At 68.7% G+C, this 14,425-nt stretch carries 14 protein-coding genes; 8 read left to right on the top strand and 6 right to left on the bottom strand.

Annotation, left to right across the window (positions count from 1 at the left end; all coding sequences use genetic code 11):
- The first annotated feature begins 189 nt into the window (after nucleotides 1-189).
- The 3 genes from ACWD5F_RS06160 (at nucleotide 190) to ACWD5F_RS06150 (ending at nucleotide 3,746) form a co-directional block, all read left to right on the top strand.
- Nucleotides 190-1,134 (top strand): alpha/beta hydrolase family esterase, encoded by a 945-nt coding sequence (locus ACWD5F_RS06160; protein ID WP_451251562.1) that lies wholly within the window; start codon nucleotides 190-192, stop codon nucleotides 1,132-1,134.
- A gap of 179 nt (nucleotides 1,135-1,313) precedes the next feature.
- Entirely contained in the window at nucleotides 1,314-2,825 is a 1,512-nt protein-coding gene (locus tag ACWD5F_RS06155; protein WP_451251560.1) for a carboxylesterase/lipase family protein, read from the top strand.
- Nucleotides 2,826-2,885: 60 nt separating this feature from the next.
- Complete coding sequence (locus ACWD5F_RS06150; protein WP_451251559.1) at nucleotides 2,886-3,746, top strand: Vgb family protein; 861 nt, start codon at nucleotides 2,886-2,888, stop codon at nucleotides 3,744-3,746.
- A gap of 312 nt (nucleotides 3,747-4,058) precedes the next feature.
- On the opposite strand, the gene ACWD5F_RS06145 is transcribed toward ACWD5F_RS06150, so the two are convergent.
- A complete protein-coding gene (locus ACWD5F_RS06145) occupies nucleotides 4,059-4,604 on the bottom strand; it encodes a TetR/AcrR family transcriptional regulator (RefSeq protein ID WP_401714831.1) in 546 nt (181 codons plus the stop codon).
- Between the two features lie 327 nt (nucleotides 4,605-4,931).
- Here ACWD5F_RS06145 and ACWD5F_RS06140 point away from each other — a divergent pair, with 327 nt between their 5' ends.
- The 4 genes from ACWD5F_RS06140 (at nucleotide 4,932) to ACWD5F_RS06125 (ending at nucleotide 9,281) form a co-directional block, all read left to right on the top strand.
- Nucleotides 4,932-6,083: a serine hydrolase domain-containing protein gene (locus tag ACWD5F_RS06140; RefSeq protein WP_451251557.1), complete on the top strand. Its 1,152-nt coding sequence runs from the start codon at nucleotides 4,932-4,934 to the stop codon at nucleotides 6,081-6,083.
- 340 nt (nucleotides 6,084-6,423) lie between these two features.
- Complete coding sequence (locus ACWD5F_RS06135; protein WP_451251555.1) at nucleotides 6,424-7,491, top strand: aldo/keto reductase; 1,068 nt, start codon at nucleotides 6,424-6,426, stop codon at nucleotides 7,489-7,491.
- 299 nt (nucleotides 7,492-7,790) lie between these two features.
- Entirely contained in the window at nucleotides 7,791-8,822 is a 1,032-nt protein-coding gene (locus tag ACWD5F_RS06130) for an SDR family oxidoreductase (protein WP_451251553.1), read from the top strand.
- A gap of 87 nt (nucleotides 8,823-8,909) precedes the next feature.
- Nucleotides 8,910-9,281, top strand: coding sequence for a VOC family protein (locus ACWD5F_RS06125; RefSeq protein ID WP_451251551.1), 372 nt, complete (start codon nucleotides 8,910-8,912; stop codon nucleotides 9,279-9,281).
- Between the two features lie 72 nt (nucleotides 9,282-9,353).
- Here ACWD5F_RS06125 and ACWD5F_RS06120 read toward each other — a convergent pair whose 3' ends face one another.
- The 5 genes from ACWD5F_RS06120 to ACWD5F_RS06100 form a co-directional block, all read right to left on the bottom strand.
- Nucleotides 9,354-9,737: a GntR family transcriptional regulator gene (locus tag ACWD5F_RS06120; RefSeq protein ID WP_401714822.1), complete on the bottom strand. Its 384-nt coding sequence runs from the start codon at nucleotides 9,735-9,737 to the stop codon at nucleotides 9,354-9,356.
- Entirely contained in the window at nucleotides 9,734-10,489 is a 756-nt protein-coding gene (locus ACWD5F_RS06115; protein WP_451251549.1) for a hypothetical protein, read from the bottom strand. The genes ACWD5F_RS06120 and ACWD5F_RS06115 overlap by 4 nt, the downstream gene beginning before the upstream one ends.
- A gap of 353 nt (nucleotides 10,490-10,842) precedes the next feature.
- Complete coding sequence (locus ACWD5F_RS06110; RefSeq protein WP_451251547.1) at nucleotides 10,843-11,361, bottom strand: DedA family protein; 519 nt, start codon at nucleotides 11,359-11,361, stop codon at nucleotides 10,843-10,845.
- Between the two features lie 166 nt (nucleotides 11,362-11,527).
- Nucleotides 11,528-12,196, bottom strand: a complete 669-nt coding sequence (locus ACWD5F_RS06105; RefSeq protein WP_451251545.1) for an epimerase — start codon at nucleotides 12,194-12,196, stop codon at nucleotides 11,528-11,530.
- Nucleotides 12,197-12,366: 170 nt separating this feature from the next.
- Nucleotides 12,367-13,407, bottom strand: a complete 1,041-nt coding sequence (locus ACWD5F_RS06100; protein ID WP_451251543.1) for an NAD-dependent epimerase/dehydratase family protein — start codon at nucleotides 13,405-13,407, stop codon at nucleotides 12,367-12,369.
- A gap of 228 nt (nucleotides 13,408-13,635) precedes the next feature.
- Here ACWD5F_RS06100 and ACWD5F_RS06095 point away from each other — a divergent pair, with 228 nt between their 5' ends.
- A complete protein-coding gene (locus ACWD5F_RS06095) occupies nucleotides 13,636-14,220 on the top strand; it encodes a TetR/AcrR family transcriptional regulator (RefSeq protein ID WP_451251541.1) in 585 nt (194 codons plus the stop codon).
- Nucleotides 14,221-14,425 lie beyond the last annotated feature (205 nt).

Below are 14,425 nucleotides of genomic sequence, written 5' to 3'. Positions count from 1 at the left end.
CATGGTGGGAAAGGCGTGTCCGGGGCGTATTGCGTGGCCATGAAGTGGCACTAATGTCCCGGCCGACGGCCCCTCGCGAGAGCCGCCGTCGACACGATCGACGCTGTGCTTCATGCGCTCCACCCCCACCCGCATCGCGCCGCCGGGCCCAGGCCTGGGCCGGCGCCTCCGGCCCCGATCGGAGAGCACATGTCCCGCCACGCCCGGATGATCGTCACCACCGCGGCCGCCGTCCTCCTGAGCGCCGCCGCCTTCACCCCCACCGCCTCGGCAGCCCTGTCCCAGCCGGCCGCGGCAGCGGGCTGTTCCGGCCCCAACTCCCAGATCCCACCCGGCAGAACGACCAGCCGCACCCTCACCGTCGGCGGCCTCCAGCGGACCTACCGGGTCCACATCCCCGCCACCTACACCGGCACCAACCCGCGCTCCCTCATCCTCTCCTTCCACGGCCACGGCCGTACCGCCGCCTTCCAGGAAAGCCTCACCCAGCTCTCCACCGTCAACGCCCTCCTCGTCTACCCGCAAGGCGTCACCGGCACCGACGGCGACACCGCCTGGCAAGGCGCCCCCTACTCCGCCCCCGGCGTGGACGACATCGCCTTCACCCGAGCCCTGATCACCCAGCTCCAGACCGACCTGTGCGTCGACCCGCGCAAGATCTACGCCTCGGGAAAGTCCAACGGCGGCGGCTTCGCCGCTCTCGTCGGCTGCCGCCTCGCGGACCGGGTCGCCGCCGTGGCCACCGTCGCGGGCGCCTTCTACCCGCAAGGCGGCACCTGCCAGCCCCAACGCCCTGTCCCCGTCCTCGACTTCCACGGACAGGCCGACACCACCATCCCCTACAACGGAGACGCCTCAAAGGGTCTGCCCTCCCTCCCCACATGGCTCTCCGCCTGGGCCCAACGGGACGGCTGCGCCGCCACTCCGCAGAACACCCGGGTCAAGACCAACGTCGTCCACCAGGTGTGGCCGTCCTGCGCCGGCGCAAGCACGGTCGAGCACTACCGCATCGAGGACGGCGGCCACGTCTGGCCCGCCACCACACCCAACGGCGACACGGCCACCCCCACCACCATCGACGCCACACCGCTCATCTGGGACTTCTTCCAAGCCCACCTCAAGCCGACCGCATAGGCACTCCACGGCACGCCCCAGCCTCAACGCCTCGACCCCCACGCACTGGAGCACTCATGCCGGCATCACGGAGCCACCCTTCTCCTGTCCACCTCCTGGCCGTACTTCTCACGGTGCTCGTCGTCCTTCTGGCAGCCGCTCCGAGCGCATCGCCAGTCACGGATACGGGCCGTTCACTCGTGCTGCGCACAGCCGAAGGGTCCTTGCGGGGTATCGCCCTGGACGGCACCGACCAACTGCTCGGGGTTCGTTACGCCGCCGCCCCCACCCACGGCCTGCGCTGGCAGGCCCCCACGGCTCCTCCGACCTGGACGGGTACCCGCAGTGCCGGAGCGAAAGCGGCGGACTGTCCGCAGCAGGGCCGCTCCGGCTCCGAGGACTGCCTGTTCCTCAATGTCTACCGCCCTCACCACCCGCACAGCGGAGGGGCGCTTCCGGTCATGGTGTGGCTGCACGGTGGCGGCTTCACCGGCGGAGCGGGCAACGACTTCGACCCGATCGAGCTCGTCACGGAGAACGACATTATCGTGGTCACCGTCAACTACCGGCTCGGAGCCCTGGGTTTCCTCGCGGCCCCCGCACTGAACCCCGGCGCGGCTTCGGGCAACTACGGCCTCATGGATCAACAGGCCGCACTGCGCTGGGTACGGGCCAACATCGACGCCTGGGGAGGGGACACCTCACGCGTCACCCTCGCAGGCGAGAGCGCCGGCGGCGGCTCCGTGTGCGCGCAGCTCGCATCGCCGCGAGCACGGGGCCTGTTCAGCGCGGCGGTCATCGAGAGCGACGACTGCATCCACGACGTCGACACCTACGAGGAAGCTCAGGCACGCGCCTCGACGATCGTCACCGCTTTGGGCTGCGACCGTGCCGACCCCACGGAAACCGCCGCCTGTCTGAGAGACGCCGACAGCGGCCGGATCGTCTCCGCCACCGGATACATGGCCCCCAACATCAGCGGCATCCTTCCCCTGCTGCCGGCCACCGCCATCGCGACCGGACGCTGGAACAAGATGCCGGTCCTCATGGGCAGCAACCGTGAGGAAGGGCGAGCCTTCGCCACCGACCATCTCCGGGACACCCAGGCCGACTTCGACCGATGGCTCACCACCGCGCCCGCCTGGCCCCCGCTGTCGACAGGCGCCCCCGTGTTCGGCAACGCCGAGACCGCTCGCGCCATCGCGAACGCCTACCCGATCGGCGACTTCCCCGAGCCCTACCCCGCCGCCTACGCCATCGCGGCCGTCATCACGGACAGCGGCACACGGGGTCTCGGCGGCTGCACCTCCCTGCGGACCGCCCGGACCATCAGCACCCAACAGCCCCTCTACTACTACCAGTTGGAGGACCCGCACCCGCCGCGCATGGCCGACGGACCGGCCGGCTACGACTACGCCGCCGCCCACGCCTACGAGTTGCCCTACCTCTTCCCAAGGCTCACCGACTCCCGCGGCGTGCCGTACGCGGACCGGATGACAACGGAACAACTCCGGCTGGCTCACGACATGCGCGGTGCATGGGCCGACTTCGCTCGCAGCGTCCGTTCGGCGCGCTCCCTCAGCGGCGGATGGACGCCCCTCGGCCACGGCGACGCCTACCTCCCCTTCCGCACCGGCGCCATGAATCCGGCTCCGGTGACCAGGTTCGCCCAGCAGCACCGATGCGATCTCTGGGACCGCATCACTCCCTGAATCCACTGTCGCGGAAGCCGGATGCGGCGAGCACTTCGACCAGAACAGGAAGTAGCGAAAATGATTCTTCGTGGAATTCGCAGTCATGGAGTCGCTGTCGCCGCATTGTGCGCGCTGACCGCGAGCGGTCTGGTCACTCTGGGGGGCGGCGCCGCCTTAGCCGCGGATGCGCCCCCTGCCCGGATCAACTGCCCGTCGGTGGACTGCCAGAAGGTGACCGGCGCGCTCGGCAGTTCCCCGGTCTCCGTGGCACTCGACGGCCGCGGGAGCGCATACGTGACGGTCATGAGTGGCGAACTGCGCAGAGTGGACCTGGCCGGCGGCTCGACGAGCACCGTCGCCGCGGGGCTCGGCAATCTCCGTGGACTTGATCTGGACGGACAGGGAAGCGCCTACGTGGGCTCGTTCGAAGGCGTTCTGCAGAAGGTGGATCTGCTCACCGGCGCCAGAGAGGAGATCGCCAGAGGGCTCGGCCCCGTCCACGGCGTCTCCGTCGCGGGCGGACGCGTCTACGTGGCCAGCGGCGACGGCAGCATCTACAAAGCGGAAAAGGGGCAGCGGACCGAACGGGTCGTAACCGGCTTGGGCCTGCCCCTCGACCTCGTCGCCGACGGCGACTCGGCCTACGTCGCCGACGTCATACGGGGCACGGTAGGGAAGATCGACCTGGCCGATGGCTCGGTCACGACCCTCGACTCGGGCGCCTATGAGCCCCAATCACTGTCGCGGGGCGCGGACGGGGCGGTCTATTTCCTGGCCGGAGGGGAATTCCACAGAGTCGACCCGGTGACCGGGCGCAAAACGATCGCGGCGCGCCTCACATCCCTCTCGGCCTACGACTTCACCCTCGCCGCCAATGGCGATGCCTACGTCACGAGCTCCGACGGCTCGCTCTGGCGGTTGACCGGCCTGGCTCGCTGAAGCGAAACCGAGAAACTGCGCATGAAAACGGCCAGTCCTGCACGCACCGGGGGATGGGCGCGCAGGACTGGCCAAACCGACACCAAGCCTCTTCGGCGGGTGTCGGTCGTCTCGGCGAAAGGAGGGAACCGTCCCCACGTTTTCCCGCCTCCACAGTCGAGCCGCCGCTCCGGTCCGACTGCCGAGCAGAGCCGGAGACCTCTCCGGTTCGCTTCGAACGCTACCGGAGACCTCTCCGCAAGGCAAATGGGGTCACGCGAGGCGGCTCAAGGCGATCGCCGTCCGGCGCTCGGGTTTCCCCGGGGGCTCCGCCTACTGGTGAGTGCGGACGCTCTCCACGGCGAGGTCGAGCAGGCGTTGTGCCTGATCCTTGCCGGCGGAGTCCTTGGGTACGCGCCAGACGCTGCTCATCAGCATGAGGACGTCGTCCGGGTCCAGACCCGGACGAATGGTGCCGTCCGCCTGTCCGGCCTCCAGCAACGTGCGGATGGCGCCGGTCACCGGGCCGTGGGACTCCCTGGTCACGGCGTCGTGGACGGTCGACGTCAGGGCGTCGCCGAGGCCCTGCTTGATGGTGATGTGCGCGGCCAGCCGCTCGAACCAGAGGCGCAGTGCCTGCAGGGGCGGCTCGGTGAGCAGCAACTCCGAAGCCCAGTCGACGAGTTTCTGCACTTCGGTGCGGAACACTTCGAGAACGAGGGCCTCGCGGTTGGGGAAGTGCCTGTAGAGGGTCCCCGGTCCGACACCGGCCCGCTTGGCGATGGAGTTCAAGGACGCGGACTCGTCCTCGGTGAGCGCCTCGCGAGCGACGTTGACGATCCGGATGCGGTTCTGCTGCGCGTCGCTGCGCTGGCCCATGACATCCCCCAATCTGTCGCCCGAACGTACAGCAGATTCAAACATGAGACATGCGGCGACTGTTAACCGGCGTGAACCGCGGCTGGGGGAAGTCGTCCCATGGGAGTGGGCGCCCCTGGGGTCGTCGCACAGGGGGCCGGTGAGCGCTCAGGCTGGTCGACACTCCTGTTGAGGTGGTCAATTCCCGGAATCGGAGAGCTCTCCATTCTTGCTTGACCAAGCGGAGAGCTCTCCGTTAAGTTTGGTCCGTCGACGCGGACGGTCCTGGAATACGTCAGTGACCGGAAGGGCGTAACTCCTGATTTCATCGATCACCTGAGGAGAGTCATGTCTGTTTTCGGCACCGTGCAGCCTGGCTATGAAACCGTGCGTGAGGCATTCGCCATTGGCCAGGAAGAAGACGAGGGTGACGCACAACTGGCCGTGTACCGCGATGGCCGGCTCGTCGTCGATTTGTGGAGTGGATCCTGGTCGGGAGATTCGGCCGTAATCCTGATGTCGTGCACGAAGGGCCTTATGGCCACTTGCGTGCACATGCTGGCACAGCAGGGGCAGCTCGACATCGACGCCGCGGTTCAGGCGTACTGGCCGGAATTCTCCTCACCGGACGTGACAGTTCGCCATCTCCTGACGCATTCGGCCGGTCTGCCCGGGTTCGCCAAGTCGACGGGCATCGATGCTCGGAAGATTCTGGACTGGGAAGCGTGCACGGACGTCCTCGCCGCGTCCGAGCCCCTGTGGAAGCCGGGCACGGCCTATCGCTATCACGCGCTGACCTTCGGCCACCTGGTCGGAGAGGTCATCCGGCGCATCACCGGTCAGACGCCCGGTGAATTCTTCCGTTCCTCGGTGGCCGAGCCGCTCGGACTCGCTCTGTGGGTGGGACTGCCGGCCGACGAGGAACACCGGGTCGCGCCGATCTTCAGTACGAACCCGCTGCCCGGTGTCGACGAGACTCTCGCGCAGCTCGCCTCGCTGGGGATCGATGTCGACGAGCCGGTGCTGCGCACCGTGATGGAGGACCGTCAGGCCGGCGAAGGGGCCGAGTCGCTGTTCAACCGCCGGGAGGGGCATGCCGCGGAGATCCCGGCCGCCAATGGCATCGGCAACGCACGGTCGCTCGCGCGCATGTACGCCGCGCTGATCGGAGAGGTGGACGGAGTCCGGCTCCTCGACCCGGACCAGGTCGCGATCGCCGCCACGCCCCAGACCGACGGCCTCCCCGCCGCGGGCGCGTTCGCCGCGATCCCCACCCCCAACCCCCTTCGCTTCGCCCTCGGCTACGAGGCACCCCGCCCCGGCAACCCGATGCTGGGTTCCACCAGTTTCGGGCACTCCGGCCTGGGCGGCAGGCTGGCGTTCGGCGACCCCGCGAGCGGGATCGCCATCGGTTACACCTGCACGAACGGATCGTGGAACGTCTACGAGGGGGCGGACCCGCGCTGGCTTCCCTGGCTGGCCGCCCTCGGCGACCTCTGACGGACGGGCGTCCGGCGTTCATGATCGAGTTTCTCGACTTCCGAGGTATCGCATGCCTGGCTGCGAGGGGCGGCGGGCGCGGTTGCGAAGAGGAGAGCTCTCCGTTACTGTCGTCACTAGACGGAGGACTCTCCGTTTATCGCTCGGGCGGCCGTGCGGGTCACTGTCTGTCGGTCCTGCTCGCGGACACCACTGGTGCCCGCTGCCCTGACCCGCGGAGGCTTCGGCTGCCGCTCGCCGCGATACGTCCGACCGCGGACGCACTGCCGACCAGTAGTCGGCACCGAATGGCCGACATGGCCTTCTCCCACGAAACGCCAGAGATCCGAGGACGCAACCCATGCAACTCGACAACTACCGCACCCTTGGCCGCTCCGGACTCCGCGTCAGCCCGATCACGCTCGGCACGATGGCCTTCGGCGACCCGGCCTGGGGGTCGGACGACAAGACGTCCAGCGACCTCATCGGGGCCTACCTGGAGGCCGGCGGCAATGTGATCGACACGGCCAACGGATACACCGAGGGCGCCTCGGAGCGGATCATCGGCGCCTATCTTGCCGCGCACCCGGATCTGCGGGACCGGGTGGTGATCTCCACGAAGTTCGCCCGTGGAATGTTCCCAGGTGACCCGAACGGCGGAGGGGCAGGACGCAAGGCGGTGATCCAGCAGGCGGAGGCGTCCCTGCGGCGTCTCCGTACCGACTACATCGACCTGTACTGGCAGCACTGCTGGGACCGGCACACGCCGCTGGAGGAGACCCTCACCGCGCTCGACGACCTCGTCCGCAGTGGCAAGGTCCGCTATGTCGGCCTGTCCAACACCCCGGCATGGGCCGTCGCCCGCATGGCGACGATCGCGGAGTACCGGCACCTGGCTCCCGTCGTCGCGCTGCAGGTCGAGTACTCCCTGGTCCGCCGCACCGTCGAGGGCGAACTCTTCGGCGCCGCCCGTGAGTTCGGCCTGGGTGTGCTCGCCTACAGTCCGCTGGCCAGTGGCGTGCTCTCCGGCAAGTACTCCCGCGAGGACCGCAACCCGCAGGACTCGGGGCGGGGCGCCCTGGCGGAGGCCCAGCTGGGCGACCGGACCTTCGACATCATCGACGTACTGCGCCGGGTGGCCGACGTCAATGAGTGCAGCGTCGCCGCGGCCGCTCTCGCCTGGGTGAGGCAACAGCCGGCACTGACCTCGACCATCCTGGGTGTCCGCTCGCTCAAGCAGCTTCAGGCCAACCTCGACTCACTGGCCGTGACGCTGCCGGACGAAGCGCTCCAGGAGCTCGACAAGGTCAGCGCACCCGACCTCAACTACCCCTTCCCGTGGCTGGCCACGATCGCCACTCCGCTGCAACAGGGCGGAACCGAGATCAACGGCATCGGTGCGGCCGTGTACCGACGCAATGTGAAGTAGCCGAAGGTCGGAAATTCGCCATGGTGCGCGAGTGCCGCCGGCCCATCGGCCGGCGGCACTCGCCTTACGCGCACTGGAGAATCCCGCACTGACCAGTTGTCCCTTGATCGTAGGGGCGGGCGACCAGTCGGGGGCATTCGCTGTCACCGACCCTTGATCGCAGCTCGCGCCCTCCTCCGAGCCACCACCTCGTTCCACGCCCCGGTCGCGGGCTCCGGGCTTGCTAACCGGAGAGTTCTCCGGTAGCTTCGACTCAAGCGGAGAGTTCTCCGATTCGTTTCGGCAAGGAGGCAGGGATCATGGCAGAAGTACTGGTGACAGGCGGGTCCGGATACATCGGCAGCTGGTGCATCCTCGCGCTGCTGGAAGCGGGACACTCGGTGCGCACCACGGTTCGCAACCTGTCCCGCGAACCCGAACTCAGGGCGATGCTCCAGCGCGGCGGTGCCGCTTCCGACGCGCCGCTGCAGGTGGTGGCCGCCGATCTCACCAAGGACGAGGGCTGGCCGGAGGCGGTGCGGGGATGCGACTTCGTCCTGCACGTCGCGTCACCCACCCTCACCAGCGTCCCGCAGTCCGACGACGACATGGTCAAGCCGGCCCGCGACGGAGTCCTGCGGGTCCTGCGCGCCGCCCGCGACGCAGGCGTCCGCCGTGTCGTCCTGACCTCCGCCATCGGGGCCATCGCCTACGGCCACCCCGACCGCGACACCCCCTTCACCGAGGACGACTGGACCGACGTCGACGACACAGGCATCCAGCCCTACCAGAAGTCCAAGACCCTCGCCGAACGTGCCGCCTGGGACTTCATCAAGACCGAGGGCGCCGGCATGGAGCTCGCCACCGTCAACCCCACCGGTGTGCTCGGCCCGGTCCTGGGGCCCGACTACTCTCCCTCTCTCGGCCTCATCCAGCGCATGCTCGAAGGCAAGATGCCCGTCTCGCTCAAGTTCGCCTCCGGGTACGTCGACGTGCGCGACGTCGCCGACCTCCACCTGCGCGCCATGACCCACCCCGCCGCGGCGGGCGAACGCTTCATCGCCACCTCCGGACACAGCCTCTGGGTCCGCGACGTCGCCGCGATCCTCCGTGACCGCCTCGGCGAACGCGCGCACAACGTACCCACCCGCGAAATGCCCGTCTGGGCCTCCCGGGGCATCTCCCTCGTCAACCCCGACATGCGGATGCTGCGCAAGCTCCTCGGCAAGAACCTCGACGCCACCTCCGCGAAGGCCCAACGCCTTCTCGACTGGCACCCCCGCCCCGTCGAAACCACGATCACGGAAACCGCCGAGAGCCTCCTCGGTCTCAACGCCACCCAGGCCGCCTGACCATCACCGCACACCACCTCTCCGGCCCCGGTGGACCACCCGAGGCCGTGGCCGGATCGGACACACGGAGCATGGAGTGGATTCCACATGACCGAGCCCATCGGACGCCTGGGATCAGTGGCCCTGGACTGCGACGATCCCCGCGCGCTGGCCGCCTTCTGGGCGACGGTGCTCGGCGGCACCATCCGCATCGAGACCGACTCCTTCTGCGGGGTCGCACTCGACGGTCTGTTGCTGGTCACCGTGCGCGTTCCCGACTACCGGCCGCCGCAATGGCCCGACGGTGAACCGAAGCAGTTCCACCTCGATGTGGCGGTCGAGGATCTGGACAAGGCCGAGACCCTGACGCTGGCCGCCGGCGCGACCAAGGCCTCCCGGCAGCCCAATCCGGAGAGCTGGCGGGTGCTCCTGGACCCCGCCGGCCACCCGTTCTGCCTGACGACGCTCATCCCGGACTGACGAGATCGCGCAGTGCTCCTCGGCTGAGGATCACGTGCTCTTCTCCGGACGGCCCGCGCCGGCGCAATGGCCCTATTCATGATCGGTCGTGAGCGCCAGTCGCACCGCGGCGAGAAGCTGGTCGTCACTCGCGGCCAGACCGCGTCCGGTGGTGACGAAGACGCGGGCGGCCTGGGCGAGTTGTTCGTCCAGGGCCGGCGTGTTCCGCGCGGCGAACGTCACGCGGGTTCCGGCTCCACGTCGGCTGGTGACGAGGCCGGCCGCTTCGAGCTCTCTGTAGGACCGCGCCACAGTGGCGACCGCCAGACCGAGGTCGGCTGCGAGCTGCCGCACGGTGGGCAGCCTCTCGTCCTGCGGCAGTTGGCCGCTCAGGATCAGGTCGGCGATCTGGATGCGTACCTGTTCGTAGGGAGGAACGGCACTGGAGACATCCACACGCACCAGGACGGGCGTCACGCGGTGGCCCCCTGATGGGGCTTGGCCAGATTCGCGAGGCGCGCGAGCAGGTAGACGAGCGCGACGGCGGCAGCTATGGCCAGAGTGAAAGTGGCGACCTGCAAGGGCTCCAGCCACCAGGTCGAACAGGATTCGTCCAGGCCCCTGTCGAAGAGGGAGAGGGGGAAGGCGCCGGGTAGGGAAGTGCTCGTGTGGAGAGCGGACGTGAACAGGGACGCCGACATCATGCAGCCCCAGGCGTAGGTCACCGCACTGGCGGATGTCACGCGTTGTGCCTCGTCGAGTCCGTGCCCTTCGGGGCCGTCCGTGAGGGCGGGGCGGGAAACGATCTTCCGCAGAACCAGCAGGCACGCCCCGGATCCGACGATGACCGTGGCCACCGTGGCGACGGCGGCGGGCAGGCCGATCCAGCCCGAATCCGTCGAGACGCTGTCTCCGCAGACGAGCCGGACCCCTCGCGAGCTCATCCGCGAAGAGGCGATGGCGGTCGTGATGGCGAGCAGCCCGATGAGCGTGAACAGAAGTGTGCCGAGCAGCGGGTTGTGCGCGCGGGAAAGGTAGTTCGGGATCCTGCGGGGTGAGAGAGAAGCCGTGCGTACGGAGCCGGCCGGAGGGGCGGTGAGGATCTCTCCGGCGAGCACTCCCGTGAGCAGACACAGGCCGAACGCGGTTCCGGCGAACATCACTCCGTGCCGGACCGGCAGATACACGAGCAGGACGGCGACCACGAGACCGAGGGCCAGTCCGCCCATCCTCCATCTCGTGGCTCCTTGGACATACCAATGAGGCCGACCGGCAACGAGGTTGGGGACCAGGAGCAGGAGTCCGATGACAAAGGGAGTGCCTACAAGAAGGCTGTAAATGAGGTTCATGACATCTCCGGCAGCGGAAGCACGACCGTGTCACCATGTCACGCACTGTGAAGTTGTGTCAATGTGTTAGAACATGTGCTCATCTTGGAGGCTGTCGAACCCGCCGGGCGCAGCCGCATCGGCGGGCTCGGTCGAATCGGTGCGCTCAGAAGGGCAGTTGGGCGGTGCTGGTGTAGATGGGTACGGCGACGGCCACCGGCCAAGGAGTCACGCCTGGTGACCCCTTCCGGGAATCATGGGCTCTGCAGAGGATCTGCCCGCCGGTGCCGGCGCCAGAGGCGGATCACGTTCCGCACGCCCGCGCTGAGGAGAACGGCGAACAAGGCGGCGAGCCCGACGGCGGTCAGGACGCTGATCCACTGTCCGGCAGCGTTTCCGAGGAGCTGCACCGCGGCGACGTTCGCACCGGCCCAGACGGCAACGCCGACAGCCGTCACGGTGAGAAAGGGAAACCGTTTCGTCCCCAGGGTGCCGCACACCGGGGCGATGGTGTTGCGCAGGACGGCGGAGAAGGGAGCCGCGGCCACCACCCACAGACCCAGCCGCTCCGTGACGTTCTCGAGCGAGGCGATCCGGCTCCTGGTGACGGGACCGCGTTCCCTGTCGGACAGTCTCTGGAGAAAAGCCCGGCCCGTACGGGTTCCGAGTCGGTGGCCGACCGCCCCGCCCGCGACCGCCCCGGCTGCCGCCGCCAGGACGGCGGCCACGGGGTGGACCGGACCGTCGACCGTCAGGAGTGCGGCGGTGGTCATGGCGATGCCTCCGGGTGCGGGGAGACACACGTACTGAAGAGCGATGGTCAGGGCGAGACTGACGCAGACGAGAGCCGGGGGAAGCGTTCGTAGCCACTGGTCCATCGACATCTCCTGGAGTGTTCCGGCGTGCTGGTGGACTGGCGGGCCGGCAGGCGGGGCGGGGTCACATGCCGGCGAGTCTGTTGATGTCCCGGCTGGTCAGAATGGCGGGCTCCGTGTTCGCGGGGCGGCTGAGGGCCACGGCCGCACGTCCGATGGCATCGGTGGAAGTGGCCCAGTCGGGGAACACTCGGCGCAGTACCGGGAACAGCGGGCCGGTGGCCGTGTAGAACGCCCGGGCAGCCGGTGAGGAGGCGCGGGCGCCGTTGCGGGGGCGGATGTAGCCGGGACGCAGGACGTGCGTACGCATGGGCAGAGCAAGGAGGGCGTTCTCGGCCGCGCCCTTGACGCGAGCCCACATCACGGAGCTCTTCTCGCTGCTGTCGGCGCTGCGGCCCGAGACGTAGACGAAGGCGGGCCGGTCGCCCACTTCGAGCAGCGTGTGTGCCGCGGCGAGCGCGTAGTCGACGGTCACCCTTGTGTAGTCCGCTTCCGTCACACCCCCGGACGAGGTCCCGATCGCGTAGTGGCAGGCGTCGATGCCCTTGAGTTCGGCACGGAGCGGAGAGAGATCGGCGAAGTCCTCGTGGATCAGTACCCGGACCTTGGGATGAGTGAGAGTCGGTGTGCGGCGCGCGACGACGGTGACGGACTCGACATCGGCGTCGGCGACGCACGCGTGGAGCATCCCGTGGCCGACCATGCCGGTGGCGCCGAGAAGGAGAATTTTCACGGGGGTTTCCTCTGTCCATGGACACTCGGAGGGCGTTTCCCGGCTGTGTCGCCGTGGCGGCCGCTCCGAGAACGGACGCCGTCGCGAAGCCGAGCAGTCCTGTACGGCAGGTGCGGAAGCTGCGTGGGCCCGACGCCCGTCGAGCCCGGAGACGACCGACCGCTCGGCGGTCAGGCGGTGGTGGCGGGTACGACACCGTGGGCGATGAGGCTGCGGGCGCAGTCGATGACGGCTTCCCGCCCGGAGCGGGGCCGCCAGCCGAGCACGCGGCGGGCCTTGTCGGTGCTGTGCAGACTGCGACGTCCGAGTCCCGGCAGGATCTCCCGCATCGAGGTGTCCGTCTCGGCTGCCTTGCGCACGGCCTCGTCGTCGAGCTGAAGGGTCGTCACTTCGGCGGCGGCCGAGCCGAGTTCGTCCCGCAGGGCCTCAGCGATGTCGGCCATCCACATGAACTCCCCGGTTGCCAGGAAGCGTTCGCCGGCGGCCTCCGGGGTGGTCATGGCACGGATGTGGGCGTCGGCGAGATCGCGGACGTCGACCACCTCCAGCCCGATGCGGGGGATGCCGGCAATCCCGCCGGTCAGCAGGCCGGCGATGATGCCGACGGACCCGATGGTGGTGTCGGACAGCAGCGGGCCGAACACGGCGCCGGGCAGGACCGTCGTGATCTCCGGGCCGTCCGGGTGGGCGGCGGCGAAATCCCAGGCAGCGAGTTCGGCCACGGTCTTGGAGCGGCGGTAGGGGATCAGGCCGGGGTCCTCCGGGTCGGTCCACAGCGTCTCGTCCGTGACGCCGTCTTCCGCGTAGGACGACGGGCTGGAGGCGTTGGCCGCGGAGGTCATCACGACGCGTCGCACCCCGGCCCGAGCGGCGGCCGCCAGCACGCGCTCGGTGCCACCGCGCGCGGTGTCGACCAGGACCTGTGCGCCGGCGCCGCCCAGGCCCATCGGCGAGGCCACGTGCAGGACATGGTCGACGCCGGCCATGGCCGTGTCCCAGCCCTCGTCGTGGGTCAGGTCCGCGGAAGCGAAGGCCAGGCGATCGCCGGGGTCGGTCTCGGTGGCGACCGCGTTCCGTACGACCTGCTGCTTCGCGGCCGTACGCACCGTCGTGCGCACCTGGTACCCGTTCTTCAGCAACTCGGCGACACATCGGCCGGCCACATAGCCGGTGCCTCCGGTGACCAGGACGAGTTGGTTGCTCTCTGGCATGAGGAGTGGTGTTCCTTCCCCGACTCGATGTCTACGACCGTATACTTTAATGTCTACGAGTGTATACATGATGTCGGCCGCTGACCAACCGAGCTGCTCCGCGCGTCGCGCGACGGCTTTGACGGGCAGGGGCGGGCTTTGGATAATCACCGGTGACCAGCGCCTTTGTGCGGGACACAACAGTGCTCGGCCACGTCCGACCGATGGACCACAGCTTGGAGTCGTTCCGTGCCTGAGGATTCACGTCCGAGACGCCGAGGCGCAGCCGCGACGCGGAAGGCGATCCTGGAGTCGGCCCGCAAAGCCTTCGCCCGCTCCGGATACGACGGCGTCGGAGTACGGGAGATCGCGGCGGACGCCGGCTGCACCGCGATCCTGGTGAACCGCTACTTCGGCTCCAAGGAACAGCTGTTCCAGGAGGTCGTCGTCGACGCGATGAACTCCGCGGAAGTACTGCGCCCGGACGTCCTCGGCGACAAGGACAGGGCGCGGGCACTTGCCGAGGCCTTGGTCGACCGCACCGCGTACGGCGAACCGGCCCTCGAGGGGCTGCTGATCGTCCTGCGGGCTCTGTCCAACCCGGCGGCGACTCGGACGGCCCGGGAACAGATCGAGAACCACCACCACCGCCAGTTGACCGACGTCGTCCGGGGGCCGCACGCGGCAGAGCGCGCCGCGCTCATCGTCTCCGTCATCGTGGGATTCCAAGTCATGCGCCAGATGTACGGCATTGAGGCCCTCGCCGATGCCGACCCGCAGGTCCTCACCGACCTGCTCACTGCCCAGCTGGAGCAGCTCTTCCTCGGAGACTGACGGCACTTCGGGCTGCAAGGCGGAATCTTCTCAGGACGGTCAGGCCTGTGGTGTTGAGCGTGACGTGCCGCGCGTGGGCTTCTTGCGCTGCGGAGGAATGAGACGAGGCCTACGAGGTGTAGGCCGCCTACATCGAGTGGTTCGAAACCCTCGCCGGTTACATCCGGCTGAAGCACGGCCTCGGTGTCGCGCTGCACAGCGCCGC

The sequence above is a fragment of the Streptomyces sp. NPDC002499 genome (genome assembly GCF_053595415.1).
The sequence above is the reverse complement of the archived record's forward strand: the minus strand, read 5'-3'. Positions and strand labels throughout refer to the sequence as shown.

Excerpts from the sequence above, each read along its gene's own strand:
- ACWD5F_RS06160 (WP_451251562.1), top strand. The coding sequence starts at position 190 with ATGTCCCGCCACGCCCGGATGATCGTCACCACCGCGGCCGCCGTCCTC.
- ACWD5F_RS06150 (WP_451251559.1), top strand. The coding sequence starts at position 2,886 with ATGATTCTTCGTGGAATTCGCAGTCATGGAGTCGCTGTCGCCGCATTG.
- ACWD5F_RS06145 (WP_401714831.1), bottom strand. The coding sequence starts at position 4,604 with ATGGGCCAGCGCAGCGACGCGCAGCAGAACCGCATCCGGATCGTCAAC.
- ACWD5F_RS06140 (WP_451251557.1), top strand. The coding sequence starts at position 4,932 with ATGTCTGTTTTCGGCACCGTGCAGCCTGGCTATGAAACCGTGCGTGAG.
- ACWD5F_RS06135 (WP_451251555.1), top strand. The coding sequence starts at position 6,424 with ATGCAACTCGACAACTACCGCACCCTTGGCCGCTCCGGACTCCGCGTC.
- ACWD5F_RS06130 (WP_451251553.1), top strand. The coding sequence starts at position 7,791 with ATGGCAGAAGTACTGGTGACAGGCGGGTCCGGATACATCGGCAGCTGG.
- ACWD5F_RS06125 (WP_451251551.1), top strand. The coding sequence starts at position 8,910 with ATGACCGAGCCCATCGGACGCCTGGGATCAGTGGCCCTGGACTGCGAC.
- ACWD5F_RS06115 (WP_451251549.1), bottom strand. The coding sequence starts at position 10,489 with ATGGGCGGACTGGCCCTCGGTCTCGTGGTCGCCGTCCTGCTCGTGTAT.
- ACWD5F_RS06110 (WP_451251547.1), bottom strand. The coding sequence starts at position 11,361 with ATGACCACCGCCGCACTCCTGACGGTCGACGGTCCGGTCCACCCCGTG.
- ACWD5F_RS06100 (WP_451251543.1), bottom strand. The coding sequence starts at position 13,407 with ATGCCAGAGAGCAACCAACTCGTCCTGGTCACCGGAGGCACCGGCTAT.